Source organism: Brevundimonas sp. NPDC092305 (genome assembly GCF_044755415.1).
Taxonomy (GTDB): Bacteria; Pseudomonadota; Alphaproteobacteria; order Caulobacterales; family Caulobacteraceae; genus Brevundimonas.
In genome coordinates this window covers 224,698-243,039 of sequence record NZ_JBIVQY010000002.1, presented here as the reverse complement: position 1 = coordinate 243,039, position 18,342 = coordinate 224,698, and the positions used below count along the sequence as shown (strand labels likewise).

At 68.1% G+C, this 18,342-nt stretch carries 21 protein-coding genes; 12 read left to right on the top strand and 9 right to left on the bottom strand.

The window, feature by feature from the left end:
* The 4 genes from fsa (at position 1) to ACIQC9_RS11740 (ending at position 3,372) form a co-directional block, all read left to right on the top strand.
* Entirely contained in the window at positions 1 to 654 is a 654-nt protein-coding gene (fsa, locus tag ACIQC9_RS11755) for a fructose-6-phosphate aldolase (protein WP_400617346.1), read from the top strand.
* A 43-nt stretch (positions 655 to 697) separates the two neighbouring features.
* Positions 698 to 1,399 carry a DUF484 family protein gene (locus ACIQC9_RS11750; RefSeq protein WP_400616021.1) on the top strand — a complete coding sequence of 234 codons (702 nt, stop codon included), beginning with the start codon at positions 698 to 700 and terminating at the stop codon, positions 1,397 to 1,399.
* Entirely contained in the window at positions 1,381 to 2,325 is a 945-nt protein-coding gene (locus ACIQC9_RS11745) for a tyrosine recombinase XerC (protein WP_400616019.1), read from the top strand. The genes ACIQC9_RS11750 and ACIQC9_RS11745 overlap by 19 nt, the downstream gene beginning before the upstream one ends.
* Positions 2,326 to 2,415: 90 nt before the next feature.
* Positions 2,416 to 3,372, top strand: coding sequence for a hypothetical protein (locus ACIQC9_RS11740; protein WP_400616017.1), 957 nt, complete (start codon positions 2,416 to 2,418; stop codon positions 3,370 to 3,372).
* Here ACIQC9_RS11740 and ACIQC9_RS11735 read toward each other — a convergent pair.
* Positions 3,369 to 4,196, bottom strand: coding sequence for a TerC family protein (locus ACIQC9_RS11735; protein WP_400616015.1), 828 nt, complete (start codon positions 4,194 to 4,196; stop codon positions 3,369 to 3,371). The two genes, ACIQC9_RS11740 and ACIQC9_RS11735, sit on opposite strands and share 4 nt — an antisense overlap.
* Before the next feature lie 141 nt (positions 4,197 to 4,337).
* Between ACIQC9_RS11735 and ACIQC9_RS11730 the strand changes: the two genes are divergently transcribed.
* Positions 4,338 to 5,063: a TerC family protein gene (locus tag ACIQC9_RS11730; protein ID WP_400616013.1), complete on the top strand. Its 726-nt coding sequence runs from the start codon at positions 4,338 to 4,340 to the stop codon at positions 5,061 to 5,063.
* Here the strand turns inward: ACIQC9_RS11730 and ACIQC9_RS11725 are convergent.
* Positions 5,060 to 5,896: an endonuclease/exonuclease/phosphatase family protein gene (locus ACIQC9_RS11725; protein WP_400616011.1), complete on the bottom strand. Its 837-nt coding sequence runs from the start codon at positions 5,894 to 5,896 to the stop codon at positions 5,060 to 5,062. The genes ACIQC9_RS11730 and ACIQC9_RS11725 overlap by 4 nt on opposite strands.
* Positions 5,897 to 6,149: 253 nt before the next feature.
* On the opposite strand from ACIQC9_RS11725, the gene ACIQC9_RS11720 reads away from it, so the two are divergent.
* The 7 genes from ACIQC9_RS11720 (at position 6,150) to ACIQC9_RS11690 (ending at position 12,203) form a co-directional block, all read left to right on the top strand.
* Positions 6,150 to 6,704: a F0F1 ATP synthase subunit delta gene (locus tag ACIQC9_RS11720; RefSeq protein WP_400616009.1), complete on the top strand. Its 555-nt coding sequence runs from the start codon at positions 6,150 to 6,152 to the stop codon at positions 6,702 to 6,704.
* 68 nt (positions 6,705 to 6,772) lie between these two features.
* Positions 6,773 to 8,305, top strand: a complete 1,533-nt coding sequence (gene atpA / locus ACIQC9_RS11715; RefSeq protein ID WP_400616007.1) for a F0F1 ATP synthase subunit alpha — start codon at positions 6,773 to 6,775, stop codon at positions 8,303 to 8,305.
* Positions 8,306 to 8,338: 33 nt separating this feature from the next.
* The gene (locus ACIQC9_RS11710) at positions 8,339 to 9,217 is read left to right on the top strand and encodes a F0F1 ATP synthase subunit gamma (protein ID WP_400616001.1); all 879 of its coding nucleotides are present in this window, start codon (positions 8,339 to 8,341) and stop codon (positions 9,215 to 9,217) included.
* Between the two features lie 43 nt (positions 9,218 to 9,260).
* Positions 9,261 to 10,817 (top strand): F0F1 ATP synthase subunit beta, encoded by a 1,557-nt coding sequence (gene atpD / locus ACIQC9_RS11705; RefSeq protein ID WP_400615998.1) that lies wholly within the window; start codon positions 9,261 to 9,263, stop codon positions 10,815 to 10,817.
* 2 nt (positions 10,818 to 10,819) lie between these two features.
* On the top strand, positions 10,820 to 11,089 hold the full coding sequence (locus tag ACIQC9_RS11700; RefSeq protein WP_400615995.1) for an ATP synthase F1 subunit epsilon: 270 nt from the start codon (positions 10,820 to 10,822) through the stop codon (positions 11,087 to 11,089).
* 189 nt (positions 11,090 to 11,278) lie between these two features.
* Complete coding sequence (locus ACIQC9_RS11695) at positions 11,279 to 11,605, top strand: DMT family transporter (protein ID WP_400615993.1); 327 nt, start codon at positions 11,279 to 11,281, stop codon at positions 11,603 to 11,605.
* A gap of 148 nt (positions 11,606 to 11,753) precedes the next feature.
* Positions 11,754 to 12,203, top strand: a complete 450-nt coding sequence (locus ACIQC9_RS11690; RefSeq protein ID WP_400615990.1) for a hypothetical protein — start codon at positions 11,754 to 11,756, stop codon at positions 12,201 to 12,203.
* Here ACIQC9_RS11690 and ACIQC9_RS11685 read toward each other — a convergent pair.
* The 7 genes from ACIQC9_RS11685 to ACIQC9_RS11655 form a co-directional block, all read right to left on the bottom strand.
* On the bottom strand, positions 12,200 to 12,676 hold the full coding sequence (locus ACIQC9_RS11685; RefSeq protein ID WP_400615988.1) for an RNA pyrophosphohydrolase: 477 nt from the start codon (positions 12,674 to 12,676) through the stop codon (positions 12,200 to 12,202). The genes ACIQC9_RS11690 and ACIQC9_RS11685 overlap by 4 nt on opposite strands.
* A gap of 176 nt (positions 12,677 to 12,852) precedes the next feature.
* Positions 12,853 to 14,034 (bottom strand): divergent polysaccharide deacetylase family protein, encoded by a 1,182-nt coding sequence (locus tag ACIQC9_RS11680; protein WP_400615986.1) that lies wholly within the window; start codon positions 14,032 to 14,034, stop codon positions 12,853 to 12,855.
* A 105-nt stretch (positions 14,035 to 14,139) separates the two neighbouring features.
* Positions 14,140 to 15,510, bottom strand: a complete 1,371-nt coding sequence (locus ACIQC9_RS11675) for a S41 family peptidase (protein ID WP_400615983.1) — start codon at positions 15,508 to 15,510, stop codon at positions 14,140 to 14,142.
* Positions 15,511 to 15,639: 129 nt separating this feature from the next.
* Positions 15,640 to 16,716 (bottom strand): murein hydrolase activator EnvC family protein, encoded by a 1,077-nt coding sequence (locus tag ACIQC9_RS11670; RefSeq protein ID WP_400615981.1) that lies wholly within the window; start codon positions 16,714 to 16,716, stop codon positions 15,640 to 15,642.
* Entirely contained in the window at positions 16,716 to 17,180 is a 465-nt protein-coding gene (gene rlmH, locus ACIQC9_RS11665) for a 23S rRNA (pseudouridine(1915)-N(3))-methyltransferase RlmH (RefSeq protein WP_400615979.1), read from the bottom strand. Before rlmH ends, ACIQC9_RS11670 begins: the two co-directional genes overlap by 1 nt.
* Before the next feature lie 9 nt (positions 17,181 to 17,189).
* A complete protein-coding gene (gene rsfS / locus ACIQC9_RS11660; protein WP_400615977.1) occupies positions 17,190 to 17,591 on the bottom strand; it encodes a ribosome silencing factor in 402 nt (133 codons plus the stop codon).
* A 117-nt stretch (positions 17,592 to 17,708) separates the two neighbouring features.
* Positions 17,709 to 18,299, bottom strand: coding sequence for a nicotinate-nucleotide adenylyltransferase (locus ACIQC9_RS11655; protein WP_400617344.1), 591 nt, complete (start codon positions 18,297 to 18,299; stop codon positions 17,709 to 17,711).
* Positions 18,300 to 18,342: the final 43 nt, after the last annotated feature.

The window sequence follows — 18,342 nt, the reverse complement described above, 5'->3', positions numbered from 1 at the left end:
ATGAAACTCTTCCTCGACACCGCCGACGTCGCCGTCATCAAGGACATGCTGCCCACCGGGATGGTGGACGGCGTCACCACCAATCCGTCGCTGATCGCCAAGTCGGGTCGGAACATCGCCGAGGTCATCGCTGAAATCTGCGCCCTGGTCGAGGGGCCGATCTCGGCCGAGGCCGTGGCGACCGATTTCGAGACCATGGTCAAGGAAGGCGACAAGCTCGCCGCCATCGCCCCGAACGTTGTCGTGAAGCTGCCGCTGACGTGGGACGGACTGCGCGCGGCGCGGGCGTTCTCGGACAAGGGCATCAAGACCAATGTGACACTTTGCTTCTCGGCGGCGCAGGCCATGCTGGCGGCCAAGGCCGGCGCGACCTTCATCTCGCCGTTCGTTGGGCGTCTGGAAGACCACGGGGCGGACGGAATCGCCCTGCTGGAAGAAATCCGGGTGCTTTACGACACCCACGGATTCGAGACGGAAATCCTCGCCGCCTCCCTGCGAAACCCCGGCCACGTCTCGGCCGCGGCCATCGCCGGAGCCGATGCGGCGACCCTGCCGGCCGACACTTTCAAGGCGCTGGTCAAACACCCGTTAACCGACAAGGGGCTTGATGCTTTCCTGGCGGACTGGGGCAAGACAGGCCAATCCATCCTGTAGGTCCCGGGCGACCGCCATCGAATCTGCGCCTCGGGAGAGGTTCGTGAGCGTATCGCCTGATCTGTCCTCCAAGTCCTCCGAGCCGCACTGGCCGGAAATCCGCGCGTGGCTGCAGGCCAACCCGCAGCTGCTGGCGGACGACCGCGCCCTGCTGGAAGAGATCGGGCTGAAGCCGCACGGCCGCAACGTCATCGAATTCGGCCGCGCCGCCCTGACCCGGCTGGAAGAGGCCGTGGAGCGGGAAGCCGACGAGCGAAAGCGGATCGAGGGCATCGCCCGCGCCAACTTCGCCGCCCAGACCGCGACCCACGTCGCCGCGCTTGATCTGATGGAGGCGCGCAGCTCGACCGACCTGTCCCGCCGCCTCGACGCCGTCGCGCAGGGCCGCTTCGGTCTGGCCGGCGCCAGCATCGCGCTGGAGAAGCCGGGTTCGGTGCCGTTCGGCTGGAAATCGCTGGAGGCGGGCGGGGTCGACAGCCTGCTGGGCGAGCACGGCCTGACATGGCTGGGTCCGAACTTCGAAGGACTGAACCTGTTCGGCGCGCTGGAGGCTGAGGTGAAGTCGGTCGCCCTGATCCGGATGGCGCCTCAGTTTCCGGGGGCCGAAGAGCCGGTTCGACACGCCGTCTGCGCCTTCGGATCGACCGAGGACGAGGGTTTCACCCCCAATATGGGCTGCGAACTGGTGGCCTTCATCGCCCGGGTCGTCGAACGCACGGCCGAACGATGGCCGATCCTGAACTGAACCCCCGCGGCCTGACCTCTCACGAGGCCCTGACCGACTGGCTGGCGCATCTGACGCACGAGCGCCGTCTGTCGCCACGCACGCTGGAAGCCTATGGCCACATCGGGCGGCTGTATCTCGCCTTCATCGAACGGCATCGCGGCGAGCCCCAGTCCACGGCCGACCTCGGTACGATTTCGGCGGCCGAGGTGCGGGCGCATCTGGCCGAGCGGCGGAGCGGCGACCGGCCGTTGAACGCGCGCTCCGTCAACCAGACCCTGTCTGCGATCCGTAGCTTCCACGACTGGCTGGACCGACGATGCGGCGTGCCGACGCCGCAACTGGCGCTGGTGCGCGGCCCCAAGGCCAGGGCGTCCCTGCCCCGGCCGGTCAGCGAGGATCAGGCGCGCGGACTGCTGCAGGAGCCCGAGGCGGACCCGGATGCCCGGCCATGGGAGGCCGCGCGTGATCGGGCGGTGCTGACCCTGCTCTACGGTTGCGGCCTGCGGATATCGGAGGGGCTCTCGCTCACGCGGGCGGATGCGCCGCTGCCGGACGCGCTGCGGATCACGGGGAAGGGCGGCAAGACCCGACTGGCGCCGGTGGTGCCGAGGGTGCGCGAGGCGGTGGACGCCTATCTTGAACTCGTCCCGTTTCCACTGGAGCCGGGCGGCGCCCTGTTCCGCGCCCGTCGGGGCGGTCCGCTGAGCCCGCGTCATGTGCAAGCCACGGTGCAGCGTCTGCGCGGGCGGCTGGGGTTGCCGGCCTCGGCTACGCCCCACGCCCTGCGCCACAGCTTCGCGACCCATCTGCTGGGCGCAGGCGCCGATCTGCGGTCGATTCAGGAACTGCTGGGCCACGCCAGCCTGTCGACGACCCAGAAATACACCGCCGTCGACGCCGCCCGCCTGATGGACGCCTATGCGGCGGCGCACCCCCGCGGCTGAGGCCTGCTGGTCGATTCCTCGTCGCAGGAGACGATCGAACGCCGTCGCCCGGTCCTATGCAAAGGGAAACCCGTCTGTTCGAGGCTTCCCATGATCCGCCGCGCCCTCGCCGCTTCGACCCTCGCCCTGCTGGCAGCCTGCAGCGAGGGCGATCCGTCCGCCAAGGCTCCTGCGAAGCCGAAGGTGGATCCCGCCATGGTGATCAGCGGCGTCGTGGATGGGCCTGAGGGGCAAAGCCTCGACGGCGCCATCGTCATGGCCTGCCTGACCCCGCGAGAGACCTGCGCGCAGGAAGCGTCCGGACCGGTCACGGTCTCGAACGGCGTGGGCGGCTATGCACTGACCGTGCCGGTCGCCGGCCAGTATCATCTGACGGTCTGGAAGGACGTAAACGGCAACCAGACGCCCGACGCGGGCGACCTGCTGGCCTTCGCCAACAATATGGAGGCGGTGTCGGCCGGGCAGCGACTGAGCCCCATGACCGCATTTGTCCGGCCGGAAGGGGAAGCGCCCGCAAACCCCGGCGGCAATCCCATGGGCACGCAGGCGGATCTGACAGCGGCCGCGCAGATGGTTCAGGCCGCGGGCATCGCCGGCAGCTGGTCGCAGAGTTCCTCCGGCAGCGAGCTGGTCTGGGGACCCGAGATCAAATTCCAGGCGTCGAGCGCGACGACCGGGTTCGGCACCAATTTCGGCGGGACGTTCGGCGCGGGGTCCCCGACCAACACCACCATCGTCTATTCCTACAAGCCCGTTCAGGTGAAGCGGACCATGTCGCTGGACGTCCGCCCGGACGGAACCTTTCACTGGACCGCCGTGCAGGAGCGACGGCAGGGCAAGTGCAAATCGGTCCGGCAGGAGAAGTTCGGCCGCATCCGCATCGAGGGCGACAAGCTGACCTTCGTCGTCGCCGACGCCCGCCAGACCTGCGGCGGCGCGCCTGAGGCGCTGGAGGTCAAGGACGAGACCTACACGATCGACCGCTCCGGCGGCGGCTTCCGCCTGACCGGCGAGCGCGGAATCAACTGGGCTTTCGCCCGGGGCTAGACCCCGGGCTCGGCCGTCTCGGCCTTGTTCAGTTCGGCCTGACGGGCCTCGGCGGCGGCGATGCGTCGTTTGTCCGCCGACCGCCCCAGCATGTTCAGACCCTCGATCAGGGCCGAGAAGGCCATGGCGGCGTAGATGTAGCCCTTGGGCACGTGGACGCCGAAACCGTCCGCGATCAGCACTGTGCCGATCATCAGCAGGAAGCCCAGCGCCAGCATGACGACGGTCGGGTTCTTCTCGATGAAGTTGGCCAGCGGATCGGCGGCAAGCAGCATGCAGAGCACGGCGAACACGACGGCGACCATCATGATTGGCACGTGATCCGTCATGCCGACGGCGGTCAGGATCGAGTCGATCGAGAAGACGAGGTCCAGCAGGATGATCTGGAAGATCGCCGAGCCGACGTTGTTGATGACGAGGTCCTTCTTGTTCTTCTCCAGCAGCTCGGTCGACGGCGTGGTGTCGACAGTGTGGTGGATTTCCTTCGTCGCCTTCCAGACCAGGAACAGACCGCCGGCGATGAGGATCAGGTCGCGCCAGCTGAACGAGGTTTCCCAGCCGGCGCCGGACAGGCCGAGGTCGAAGACCGGCACGGTCAGGCCGATGATCCAGCCGATGGTGGCCAGCAGGCCGAGGCGCATGATCAGCGCCAGACCGATGCCGATGCGGCGCGTGCGCTGGCGATGCTCGGGCGGGAGCTTGTTCGACAGGATCGAGATGAAGATCAGATTGTCGATGCCCAGCACCACCTCCATGACCACGAGCGTGATCAGGGCCGCCCAGGCGGCGGGGTCGGTGAGCAGGGGGGCTATGCCTTCGAACATCGTATCCTCTGAAATGGCGAACCCCGGTCAGTAGCGGTCGCACCCTGCGCCAACAAGGCGGCGGCGCTGGACGAAGCGTCGCGGGGGCCTGTAGGTTGCCTGCGACCGGGCGCCGCAGGGGCCGGGTCCCGGAGGACGCCGATGCTCGAGATTTTCACCGCCGAGGCCCTGACCAGCCTTCTGGCCCTGACCTTCCTCGAGATCGTGCTGGGCATCGACAACATCGTCTTTCTGGCGGTGTCGGTGGCGCGTCTGCCCGCGGATCAGCAGGGGCGAGCCCGGCAGATCGGCCTGTGGATGGCGATGGTGATGCGGATCATCATGCTGTTCGGTCTGGCGCTGCTGACCCACATGGAAGCCTCGCTGTTTCGGGCGTTCGGCCATGACTTCACCATCGAAAGTCTGGTGCTGATCGCCGGGGGGCTGTTCCTGTTGGCCAAGGGAACGATGGAGGTTCACCACTCCGTTGAGGGCGATCACGACGAGAACCAGGTCGTCGGCAAGGCGACCTCGATGGGCGCGGTGCTGGCCCAGATCGCCGTCATCAACGTCGTCTTCTCGCTGGACAGCGTCATCACGGCGGTGGGCATGACCCAGATCGTCTGGGTGATGATCGCGGCGGTGGTGCTGTCGACCTTCGTCATGCTGTTCGCCGCCAAGCCGGTGGCCGATTTCATCGAGAAGGCCCCGACGACCAAGATCCTGGCGCTCAGCTTCATCCTGCTGGTCGGCGTGGCGCTGGTCGCCGACGGCTTCGGCTTCCACATCCCGCGCGGCTATCTCTACTTCGCCATCGCCTTCTCGCTGGGCGTCGAGCTGCTGAACCAGGCCTATCACCGCAACCGGGCTAAGGCGGTGAAGCACTAGGGGATCGGCGTCACATCCACGACGACCGGGAAATGGTCCGAGATGACCTGCCCCCCGAACGAGTCGGTCAGCACGCCGAACCGCTGGACCGACAGGCCTTCGCCGATGAAGACGTGATCGATGGCGACGCCGTCATTGTCCTTTGCAATGTCGAAGGCGTTGAAGGTGCCTTCGGGGCCGAACACGATGGGACTGACGTTGCGGGCGTCCCGAAGGCCGGACGCGATGAGGCGACGGTAGGGCTCGGTCCCCGGGCCGGTGTTGAAGTCGCCCATCAGCACGACCTCGGCCCCCTCGACGGGCGGCAGGGCGGCGATCAGGTCCGCGCAGCGCGCTCTGGCCTCGACGCCGACGTGGTCGAAGTGCGTGTTTCGGATGTCCCAGAGGCGGCCATCGCCGCGGTCGCGCAGGACAACCCGGGTGACGGTGCGCGGATAATCGGCGTCCCAGCCCTTCGACGGCGTGTCCGGCGTCGGCGAGCACCAGAAAGTCTGGCGACTAACCGGCTCGAACCGGTCGCGTCGCCAGAACAGTGTGGCGCTCTCGCCCTGCCCGGCCCCGTCGTCACGCCCCAGACCGTAGCGGTCCCATGCCGGCATCTGGTCGCCCAGCCACGCGACCATGGCCGGCGTGGCCTCCTGCACGCCCAGGAGATCAGGGTCGGTGAAGATGATCTGGGCGGCCATATGCGGTCGGCGCTGCGTCCAGTTCGGCTGATCCGACGCCACATCGACCCGGATGTTGTAGCTCATCACGCGAACCGGCTCGGCGGCCCGTGTGGTGGATGCAAGCGCGAGAACGGTGGCGGCGGCGAGGGAAACGGCGCGGATCATGGAAAGGCCTCCGGCGAGAACTCCGATCATTGTGCGCCGTGACCGGACGCCGGGTCGAGGCCGGGTGCGGCGTTTCTGGCCTGCGGCTTCGGTTGCGGTTTGGGGGCTTGGGTGCTATCAGGCGCCCGGCTGAGCCGGAGGGCGCGTCGCATGGCGCGTCCCCGGTGTGCTTTCTTCAAGCATTTCAGGCCTTTGACTGGCGCGATGTCGCCGCCGGTCGTTCAACCGAACGCTAACCCGCGCGGACTTTAGAGTGGCTGACGAATTCAGGACGACGGAAGTCGGTGAGCGCTACGCCCAGGCGCTGTTCGACCTTGCCGATGAAACGGGTGCTCTGGCGGCGGTTCGCGCCGACCTAAAGAGCCTGCGCGCCGCGTGGCTGGAGAGCGCTGACCTGCGCCGACTGTCCACCTCGCCGGTCATCGCCTCGGAAGATCAGCAAAAGGGTCTGGTCGCCATCGCCGACAAGGCGAAGTTCCACGCTACGACGCGGAACTTCCTCGGCCTGCTGGGCCAGAACGGCCGCGCCCGCGACCTGCCGGGCGTGATCGCCGGCTTTGAGGTCCTCTACGCGAAGAAGACCGGCGTCGTCGCCGCCGAGGTGGTGTCGGCCCAGACGCTGACCGCCGCCCAGCTGAAATCGATCCAGACCACGCTGCGCACCTCGCTCGGCAAGGACCCGGAACTGACCACCCGCGTGGATCCCGCGATCCTCGGCGGCCTGAAGGTCAAGGTCGGCTCGAAGCTGTTCGACGCCTCGCTGAAGACCAAGCTCGACCAGATGAAGTTCGCCCTCAAGCGCGCGTAAGCGCGACCGACAACAAGAATGCAGCGTGCCTGCGGGCCCGCCCTGAAGACGAAGACAGAGAGATCCAAATGGACATCCGCGCCGCCGAGATTTCGGCCATCCTCAAGTCGCAGATCGCCAACTTCGGCGTCGAAGCTGACGTTTCGGACGTCGGCCAGGTGCTGTCGGTCGGCGACGGCATCGCCCGCATCCACGGTCTGGACAACGTCCAGGCTGGCGAGATGATCGAGTTCCCGAAGGCCGGCGTGAAGGGCATGGCCCTGAACCTCGAGCGCGACAACGTCGGCGCGGTCATCTTCGGCGCGGACACCGCCATTGCTGAAGGCGATGAAGTCCGCCGTCTGGGCGAGATCGTGGACGTACCGGTCGGCAAGGGCCTGCTGGGCCGCGTCGTGAACCCGCTGGGCGAGCCGATCGACGGCAAGGGCCCGATCCAGTTCACCGAGCGTCGCCGCGTGGACGTGAAGGCTCCGGGCATCATCCCGCGCAAGTCGGTGCACGAGCCGATGCAGACCGGCCTGAAGGCCATCGACACCCTGATCCCCGTCGGCCGCGGCCAGCGCGAGCTGATCATTGGCGACCGTCAGGTCGGCAAGACCGCCGTCGCCATCGACACCATCCTGAACCAGAAGTCGGTCAACGCCACGGACGACGAGTCCGCCAAGCTGTACTGCATCTATGTCGCCATCGGTCAGAAGCGCTCGACCGTCGCCCAGATCGTGAAGACCCTCGAGGAGTCCGGCGCGCTGGACTACACCATCGTGGTCGCCGCGACCGCTTCGGAGCCGGCCCCGCTGCAGTTCCTCGCGCCGTTCGCCGGCACCGCCATGGGCGAGTTCTTCCGCGACAATGGCATGCACGGCCTGATCGTCTATGACGACCTGTCCAAACAGGCCGTCGCCTATCGCCAGATGTCCCTGCTGCTGCGCCGTCCGCCGGGCCGCGAAGCGTATCCGGGCGACGTCTTCTACCTGCACAGCCGCCTGCTGGAGCGTTCGGCCAAGCTGAACGCCGACTACGGCTCGGGCTCGCTGACCGCCCTGCCGCTGATCGAGACCCAGGCCAACGACGTTTCGGCCTATATCCCGACCAACGTGATCTCGATCACCGACGGCCAGATCTTCCTCGAATCCGACCTGTTCTACCAGGGCATCCGCCCGGCCGTGAACGTCGGCATCTCGGTGTCGCGCGTGGGCTCTTCGGCCCAGACCAAGGCGATGAAGAAGGTCGCCGGCACCATCAAGGGCGAGCTGGCCCAGTATCGTGAAATGGCCGCCTTCGCGAAGTTCGGTTCGGACCTCGACGCCTCGACCCAGAAGCTGCTGGCCCGCGGCGCCCGCCTGACCGAGCTGCTGAAGCAGCCGCAGTACAGCCCGCTGACCATGGAAGAGCAGGTCGTGTCGGTTTACGCTGGCACCCGCGGCTATCTCGATGGCATCGCTGTCGGCGATATCGGCCGCTTCGAGAGCGAGCTTCTGGCCCGCGTGAAGTCGTCGAACCCGGGCCTGCTGGACGGCATCCGCACGAAGAAGGACCTCACCGCCGAGCTCGAAACCGAGCTGAAGTCGGTGCTGGAAGCCTTCACCAAGACGTTCGCCTGAGACCCTGACCGGATAGCGAGAGAGTAGCGCCGGATGGCCAGCCTCAAGGAAATGCGCAATCGGATCGACAGCGTGAAGTCCACGCAGAAGATCACGAAAGCCCTGAACATGGTCGCCGCGGCCAAGCTGAAGCGCGCCCAGGATCAGGCCGAGAGCGCCCGTCCCTATGCGAAGAAGATGGCCGCGGTCATCGCCAACCTCGCCGCCGGCGTGTCCGGCGACGGCGCGCCCAAGTTGCTGGCCGGTACGGGCAAGGACCAGAAGCACCTGATCGTCGTCGCCACCGGCGACAAGGGTCTGGCCGGCGGGTTCAACACCAACGTCATCCGGGCCGCGCGCGAGCGCATCAAGAGCCTGATCGCCGAAGGCAAGGACGTCCGCATCGTCGCTGTGGGCCGCAAGGTTCGCGACGGCCTGTCGCGTCTGTATGGCGACAAGCTGATCCGCACCTTCGAGATGTCGGACCACAAGGTCGTGGGCCTGCCCGCGGCCGACCCGATCGCCGCCCTGATCGCGGAAGAGTTCGAGGCCGGCAACGCCGACGTCGTGACCCTGTTCTACAGCCGCTTCCAGTCGGTCATCTCGCAGGTGCCGACGCCGAAACAGCTGATCCCGGCGGTCGTCGACGGCGACGCCGAGCCAATCAACCTGAACGGCGCCGTTTATGAGTACGAACCGTCCGAGGAAGAGATCCTCGACGTCGTTTTGCCGCGCAACATCACCACCCAGGTGCTGGCCGCCCTGTACGAGAACCAGGCCAGCTTCTTCGGGGCCCAGATGGGCGCCATGGACAACGCCACCCGCAACGCGGGCGACCTCATCAATGCCTTGACGCTGCAGTACAACCGCAAGCGTCAGGCCCAGATCACCACCGAACTGATCGAGATCATCGCCGGCGCTGAAGCGCTCTGATCCGATACCCGCACAGACAAGACCTTCCGAACGGAACGAACCGATGACCGACACCGCCGCCCCCAAGAAACCCGCCGCCAAGAAGCCCGCCGCTCCGAAGGCCCCCAAGGCCGCTGCTGCGACTTCGACCGTCAAGCCGACCGCCGCGGTCGCCACGGGCCGTATCGCCCAGGTCATCGGCGCCGTCGTCGACGTTGAGTTCGACGGCCACCTGCCGGCGATCCTGAACGCCCTCGAGACCCAGAACATCGACCAGAAGACGGGCGAGCCCTTCACCCTGGTTCTGGAAGTCGCCCAGCACCTCGGCGAGAACATGGTCCGCACCATCGCCATGGACACCTCGGAAGGCCTGACGCGCGGTCAGCCGGTGACCGACACGGGCTCCTCGATCCTGGCGCCGGTCGGCCCGGGTACGCTGGGCCGCATCATGAACGTCGTCGGCGCGCCGATCGACGAGCAGGGCCCGATCAAGACCACCATGTTCCGCCCGATCCACCGCGAGGCGCCTTCGTTCGAAGAGCAGTCGACCTCGTCGGAAATCCTGGTCACGGGCATCAAGGTCATCGACCTGATGTGCCCCTACACCAAGGGCGGCAAGACCGGCCTGTTCGGCGGCGCCGGCGTCGGCAAGACCGTGACGATGCAGGAACTGATCAACAACATCGCCAAGGCTTACGGCGGTTATTCGGTTCTGGCCGGCGTGGGTGAACGCACCCGCGAAGGCAACGACCTGTACCACGAGATGATCGAGTCCAACGTGAACGTGGACCCGACCAAGAACAACGGCTCGACCGAAGGCTCCAAGTGCGCCCTCGTGTACGGCCAGATGAACGAGCCTCCCGGCGCCCGCGCCCGCGTCGCCCTGACGGGTCTGGCGCAGGCCGAGTACTTCCGCGACGAGGAAGGCAAGGACGTGCTGCTGTTCGTCGACAACATCTTCCGCTTCACGCAGGCCGGTTCGGAAATGTCCGCCCTGCTGGGCCGTATCCCGTCGGCCGTGGGCTATCAGCCGACGCTGGCCACCGAGATGGGCAACCTGCAGGAGCGGATTACGTCGACCAAGAAGGGCTCGATCACCTCGATCCAGGCCATCTACGTTCCCGCCGACGACCTGACCGACCCGGCGCCCGCCGCCTCGTTCGCCCACCTGGACGCCAAGACCGTTCTGTCGCGCGACATCGCCGCCCAGGCCATCTTCCCGGCCGTGGACCCGCTGGACTCGACCTCGCGGATCATGGACCCGCTGGTCATCGGCGAGGAGCACTACCGCGTCGCCCGTTCGGTTCAGGAGGTGCTGCAGCAGTACAAGGCCCTGAAGGACATCATCGCCATTCTGGGCATGGACGAGCTGTCGGAAGAGGACAAGCTGGTCGTCTCGCGCGCTCGCAAGATCAGCCGCTTCCTGTCGCAGCCGTTCTTCGTGGCCGAGCAGTTCACCAACTCGCCCGGCAAGTTCGTCTCGCTGGAAGACACGATCCGCTCGTTCAAGGGCATCGTCGCCGGTGAATACGACCACCTGCCGGAAGCGGCCTTCTACATGGTCGGCGCCATCGAGGAAGCCGTCGAGAAGGCCCAGAAGCTGGCCGCGGACGCTGCCTGATCATGGCCGGCAAGCTGAGCTTTTCGCTGGTGTCGCCTGAACGCGAGGTCTTCTCGGGCCTCGTGGATCAGGTTGACGCGCCGGGCGTCGAGGGCGACTTCGGCGTCCTGGCCGACCACGCGCCCTTCATGACCGCCCTGCGCGAAGGTGTGGTCACGGTCATCGACGGCGGTTCGCGTCGCCAGTTCGAGGTCCACGGCGGTTTCGCCGACGTGACCCCGGCCGGCCTGACCATCCTGGCCGAGCAGGCCTCGGAAGTGGCCGCGGCCTGATCGGCCGATACCTGATCTGAATATCCGGCGGCGGCTCAGGCTTCCGCCGGATTTTTCATGCCCGCTTCTCACCCTTGACCCCCCGACCGGGCGCCCTAGATAGGCCTGCAAGACGAGGCCACGTCCTCGCCCCGTGTTCGCGGGACAAGCCCGGGACGGCCCGGCCCTTTGCAAGGAGGGCCGTAGACCATGGCCTGGATCGCACTTCTCATCGCCGGTCTGTTCGAGATCGTCTGGGCCTATTTCATGAAACAGTCGGACGGCTTCACCCGTCTCTGGCCCAGCGTCGCCACGATCGGCTTCATGATCATCAGCTTCGCCCTGCTGTCCTATTCGATGAAAACCCTGCCGATGGGGACGGCCTACGTCATGTGGACCGGCATCGGGGCTGTCGGCGCCTTCGTCGTGGGCGTGGTCGTTCTCGGCGAGCACCTCAGCCCGATGCGCATCCTCGCCGCCGTGCTGGTTGTGTCGGGGCTTGTCCTGTTCCGTCTCGCTCCCGGGGCCGCCCACTAGGGCCCGGCTTGCGATCGCAGCCGTCGCCGGTCACCCTCGAACCATGACGGCCCGTCCCATTCCTGTCCTTCTCGCCGCCGTCCTGGCGCTGCCGGGCTGCGCCCATGTCAGCGAAGGCTCCGATCCATAGGCCATGCTGGAGCGTGTCGTGCGCGACGCCTGTCTGCCGTTTGTGATGGACGGAGCAACCACCGATCAGGTCGGCCAGACGCTGGGCGGCTGGTGGGGCCGGGAATGGCCGGATCCGTTCAGCCCTGTTCCGGGCACCGATTTCAAGCGCGGCGGCGTCACCCTGACCGTCGACGACGGTCGCGGTGCGCGGCAGATGAACGGCGCCCTGTATCCGGATCCCGTACGGTCCTGCTACGTCTGGACGCCCCGTCAGGACCCGGAGACGCTGGTCGCCACCGTGCGCGCGGCGATCGCCCATAGACCGGAGCTGGTCCCGATCCCGTCCGAACCTCATCCCACGGTCAGGACGGTGGCGTGCGGACGACCAGGACCGCATGTGCTTGCGGTTCAGGTGCGCGCCGTCGCCGATGACCGCTCGGGCGTGATCATCAGGGAATCGCGGACGCCCGTGCCGGGCTGCGCCTAGACAATCAGTCCGGCGAACGCCGCGACGACCTGTTCATAGGCGGCGCGCTTGAAGGGAACGATCAGGTCCGGAGCTTCCGACAGCGCGCCCCAGCGCCAGGCGTCGAACTCGACCTCATGAGCGGCCAGATCGATCTCGGACTCATCGCCGGTGAAGCGGAAGGCGAACCACCGCTGCTTCTGGCCCAGCCAGCCGCGCGCCTGCTTTGACCCCCCGTAGTTGTCGGGGAAGGCGTAGGCGACCCATTCCTCGGTCCGCGCCAGCAGTTCGATGGAGGTGACGCCGGTCTCTTCGGCCAGCTCGCGTCGGGCGGCGGTTTCGAGGTCTTCGCCGTCATCGACGCCGCCTTGCGGGAACTGCCAGTTGTACGGCCCCGGCGTGCCGGCGCGGCGGCCGTACCAGACGCGGCCGTCCGGATGGAACAGGACCACGCCGACATTGGGGCGGTAGCGGGAGAGATCGGGGGAGGACATGAGCTGTTCTTAGTCCCGCCCACCCCATGCCGTCATCCTCAGGCTTGACCCGAGGATCAGAGGTGGAAGCAGTCTGGTTGCGGCCGGATGGCCCTCAAGGACATGGCGGCCGAAGTCCTACGGAGCACCGGAAAGGCTGATCCTCGGCTCGAGCCCGAGGATGACGGCGACCGGGATTATCGTCCCGGTCGTTGGCTCATGGCGCTGGCGGGGGCGAGCTGCAGGCCGCGGGCGTCGAGGCCGGCGGTCCAGCGGGCGACCGCCTCGACCGTGACCGGGTAGCTGAAGCCCGAGCCGAGGGCGCCGCCCCGGGCCTTGGCGAGCGCTTCCAGCGCATTGAGCTGGCCGACGATGGCGGCGGGCGTCTGTTCCTCGTCGATCACGCGGTTGGCGCTGGCGCGAGCCCAGGCGCCGGGGCGGCGGTTCATGGAGCCGTCGTCGACGAAGGCCACGCCGCGCTGGCGCAGCACGCCCATGAAGGTCGACATGCCGACATCGGAGGTCGCGAAGCGGTCGCCGAGGTAGTTGGTGACGGCGAAATAGCCGGTCGCGCGGCCCAGCAGCCAGTTCATCTTGGCCGTTACGTCGTCGGCGCTGGCGTTCTGGAGCAGGGTGTAGGGGCCGGGATCGGTCTGCGGATAGCCGGTCGGCTCCATCGGGATCTCGATCATCACCTCGTGGCCCTGCGCGCGGGCGAGGTCGATCCAGCCCTGCAGGCCTTCGGCATAGGGCACGAAGCTGAGGGTGACCTCGGCGGGAAGGCGTTCGATGGCGGCGCGGGTCGTGGTGGCGTTCAGGCCGAGGCCGCCGACGACGATCGACACGCGCGGCTTGCCGTTCGAGACGAAGGGACGGGCGTAAACCTGGGCAGGGACGCGGCCGTCGGTCGCGATGCGGGGCAGGGCGCCGTCGGGACCCGGCTGCGTCAGTCCGGCGACCGGCGCGACAGGCAGGGGGCTGGCGGCGACGCGGGGCGCGGTGATCGGCGCGCCTGAGCCGGACACCGTCGCGCCGTCGGGCAGGGTGATCACGGCCTCGCCCATCAGCGCCGGGTCGCCCGACTGGGTCAGGTCCTGGTAGCCGCTCATGGAGAAGGCGTCGAAGCCGCTGGGCGCAGGCGCCGCGACCGGCGCCTGACGGCTCAGCGCGACGCGGGCGGAGGGCGTGCCGGCGCGGGGGTCGCCCAGAACGGCGATGAACAGCAGGGCGGCGCCGAGCAGCAGGACGCCTGCTCCTGCCACAGCGACCGGCGGCTTCTTCAGCACGCGCACGGCCGGGGCCGTCATTTCGGCGAACGACTTGCGGACCGGAGGCGCTCCGGCGGCGGCGGCGAGGGCGGACTGGCGCTTGGCGAACATGGGCGGACTGAGCGTTCGAAGGCGGAGTCCGGACGGACCCCTTCGACGCTCACCTTGCCGCCTGCCGGTTAAGAAAGCCTAACGCCCGTTAGGCATGATCCGCGTCTAGTTGGCGGGATCCTCGGCGGGTTCGGATGCGGCCATTTGCTGGCCCGGCTCGGTGACGACGACGCCTTCCGGGGCCGCCGTCAGCTGGGCCAGCTGACCGCCGGCGCGCAGGACATCCAGCGCACGCTGGAGCTGGTAGTCCTTCTCCTTGTCGTAGGTCTCGCCCGGCGCCTCGTGCGGCGTGTGCGGACCCTTGCGTTCGAAGCCGATGGAGGCGTCCAGCGCCGTCGCATAGGCGGCCTCGGTGTAGTTGAAGTTCGATCGCGAGACGATGCGCGCCTCGGCCTCGGAGCGGGCCACTTCGAGGTCCGGCTCGATGCCGATCTTCTGGATCGAGGCGCCCGACGGCGTGTAGTAGCGCGCCGTCGTGATCGACAGGGCGCCGTCCTGACCGCCGCGCAGCGGAATCACGGTCTGGACCGATCCCTTGCCGAAGCTGGTCAGGCCAACGATCGTCGCACGCTGATGGTCCTTCAGCGCGCCGGCCACGATCTCGGACGCCGAGGCCGAGCCGTAGTTGATCAGGACGACGACCGGCAGGCCGCCGCTCAGATCGCCCGGGCGGGCCGAGTAGCGCTGGATCTGATCGACCTTGCGGCCGCGCTGGCTGACGATCTCGCCACGGTCCAGGAAGGTGTCGGACACGGCGATGGCCGCGTCGAGCAGACCGCCGCCGTTGTTGCGCAGGTCCAGCACATAGCCCTTGATGTTCGGGTTCTCGGACTTCAGCCGCGTCACGGTCTCGGTCAGCTCGCGCCCGGTGTTCTCGTTGAACATCGAGATGCGCAGATAGCCGAAGTCGCCTTCCAGACGGCCGCTGACGGAGTCGATCTTGATCGTCTCGCGGGTCAGGACGACGTCGTTCGGATCCTCGCCATCCCGCAGGAAGGTGACCTTGACCGAGGTGCCGATGGCGCCGCGCAGCTTCTCCGACACCTGACTGACGGTCAGGCCCGAGGCGCTGAGGCCGTCGATGGAGGAGATGACGTCGCCGGCCTGAACGCCCGCGCGGGCGGCCGGGCCGCCGTCCATGGGCGAGATGATCTTGATCAGGCCGCCCTCGGCCGAAATGGTCAGGCCGACGCCGGAATACTGGCCCTCGGTGCGTTCGCGCAGGCGGCCGTAGCCGTCCGGAGCCAGATAGCTGGAGTGGGGGTCCAGCGCGGTCATCATGCCCTGCAGCGCCGCTTCGATCAGCTTCTTGTCATCGACCGGAACAACGTACGCCTGCTCCACGATGCCCAGCACGTCGCCGAACAGGCCGACCATGCGGAAGGCCTCGTTGCGCGGGGTCTGGGCTGCGGTGGCCGCGGCCCCGAGGCCGACGAGGGTGACGGCGGCGGCGCCGATCATCAGAAACTTGCGCATGGTCTCGGTCCACGGGGCGGAATGAGGCCCCAACTCACGGATTTAGGCGTCGCGCGGCGTTCAAAACATGGCCGGGCGATAACCTTGGGATAAAATCAGCGTCATCGGGCCAGCGAAAGTGAATTCGCGTCAACGCAGGAAGGGGCCGGGGTCGATCGGGCGCTCGTCGCGGCGAAGCTCGAAGTAGATCTCGCCGTCCGACGCCGCGCGGCCGAGCGCCTGACGGTCGCCGACCCGCGCGCCGGTCTGAACCGAGGTTTCATCCAGCCCCGCCACCACCGCTCGCCAGCCGGGGCCCAGATCGAGGATGACGACCTTCCCCCAGCCCGACAGGTCCCCGACATAGGCCACCGTCCCGGCCGCCGGAGCTAGCGCCTCGGCCCCATCGGCGCGCCAGCGCCAGCCGCTTGAGCCCTTGCCGAACCGCACCGACGGCGCGCCGTCGACGGGCGTGCTGAGGCGGCTGCGGCCCGCGGGCAGGCGCGCGACGCCCGAGCCGGTCTCGGCGTCCAGCGCGGCGGGCACCGCGGCGCCCAAGGCCCGAAGGCGGGCTTCCAGAGACGCGGCGGCGCGCTCGGCGGACTGGGCCTCGGCGCGCAGGACGGTCTGCAGCGCGGCCTTGCGGACGGTGAGGGACTCGATCTCGGCGCGCCGGTCGCCCTGCGCGCTTTCGACGATGAACAGTCGCTCGCTGTTCAGGGCGGCGAGGCGGCGGATGCGCTGGAGTTCGGCCTGCCGATCGGTCAGCCCCTTCGCCCGGGCCCGCAGCTCGGGTCCGATGGCGCGCATCAGGATGGAGGCGCGCACGGTGCCCACCGCCTCATCGGCCGGCACCAGCAGAGGCGGCGGCGGGCGGCGGCTCATCATCTGCAGCGCCGACAGTAGCCGGGCCTGATGGCTGCGCGTGCGGGCGAGCTGGGCGGTCAGCACGGTCTCGCGGGCTCCCAGTTCGTTAAGTCGCGAGCGCTGGGCCCGGATCAGGGTGTCGTCGGCGGTGACCGCCGTGCGCAGCGACGCCAGTTCGCGCTCCAGCCGGACGATCTCGGCGGCTGCGTCGGCGGCCTCGGCGCGCAGGCGGCGGGCGCGGGTCTGCTCGTCGCGGAACTCGGCCTGCAGACGCGAGACATCGCCGCTCTCCTGCGGCGCGGCGGCGGCCACGGGCAGGGCGACGAGGCTGAACAGCAAAAGGGCGGCGACGGGCTTCATCAGTCGCGATGATAGGGCGATCCGGCCAGAATGGTCACAGCGCGATAGAGCTGTTCGGCCAGCATGGCGCGGGCCAGCGCGTGCGGCCAGGTCTGCGGCCCGAAGGCCAGTGTCGAACCGGCGGCGGCCCGCACGCTTTCGTCCAGCCCGTCCGCCCCGCCGATGGCGAAGACCAGCCGCCGCTCGCCCCGGTCCCGCAGCATGGCGATATGGTCGGCGAAGGCGCGGCTGGAAAAGGTCCTGCCGCGCTCGTCGCAGGCGATCAGATGCGCGCCCTCGGCGGCTTTCAGGATCAGCTCGGCCTCAGGCGCCTTGCCCGGTTTGCGCGGCTCCAGATCGACAAGCTCGAGGGGACCGAGACCCAGCGCGCGTCCGGCCAGCGTCGCGCGCTCGGCGTAGTCTGCGGCGAGTAAGGCTTCAGGGCCGCGGCCCGGCTTACCAATGGCGATGACGCCCAGCTTCACGGATGCGGATCAGGCGCGGGTGTCGACGCGGTGAGCGCTGTCGACCGACCAGATCTTCTCGATGTTGTAGAAGGTGCGCACTTCCGGCCGGAACAGGTGGATGATCACATCCCCGGCGTCGAGCAGGACCCAGTCGCAGTGCGGCAGGCCGGAGACCTTCACCCGCCCCAGACCCTGTTCCTTCAGCAGCCGCTGCAGGTGGTCGGCCAGCGCGCCGACGTGACGGTGCGACCGGCCGGACGCCACGATCATGGCGTCGGACATCGGGCTTTTGCCGCGCAGGTCGATCAGGACGATGTCCTGGGCCTTGTCCTCGTCCAGCTTGGAAAGGATGGCGTTTTCGAGTTCGGTGGAGCCGACGGGAAGGGGAGTCTGGCCGTCTTCAGAGCGGATCGGATCGATCGCGTCCATCTCGTGCGCCGTGTTCGATACGGCGTCGTCTTGCGCGTCATACGCGGTCGAGGGGGTCAGCGGAGGGCTCCAGGTGCGACTACTAAAGCGGCTCTCTAGCACAGAAGGGGCTGCGCGTCATGTCTTGCGGGCGGCGCGCAGCGCGGTGGACGAACGCGGGTTGAGCGGCGCGCGCAGATAGATCCATGCCGGAGCCAGCATATCGGGCAGCAACCGGGCCTCGCGCGACGACACCCGCGACGATGCGAAACGGCGTGCAGCGGGCGCCGAGCGACTTTCCAGCATCGAGCCGGGACGGGCCACGACGGCGACCGGCATCATCCGCATGATGTCGGTCCAGCCTCTCCAGCGGTGGAAGCTGGCGAGGTTGTCGGACCCCATCAGCCAGACGAACTTCACGCCCGGATGGCGGGCGACGAGCGCGCGCAGCGTGTCGATCGTCCACTGCGTGCCCATGCGGGTCTCGACGTCCGAGACGATCATCGACGGGCCGGCGATCGAGGCCGCTCGACGGGCGGACGCCATCCGCTCGGCCAGCGGCGCGCTGTCGGCGGCGCTCTTCAGCGGGTTCTGCGGCGAGACGAGCCAAACGACGCGGTCGAGGCCGAGGCGGCGCATGGCGGTCTCGGCGACGTGGGCATGGCCGTCGTGGGCGGGATTGAACGAGCCGCCGAAAAGCCCGACCGCCATGCCGGGTTGAAGATCCAGCCCGTCACGCAGCGCGCCCTTTCGGGGCCCTGAGGATCGCGGC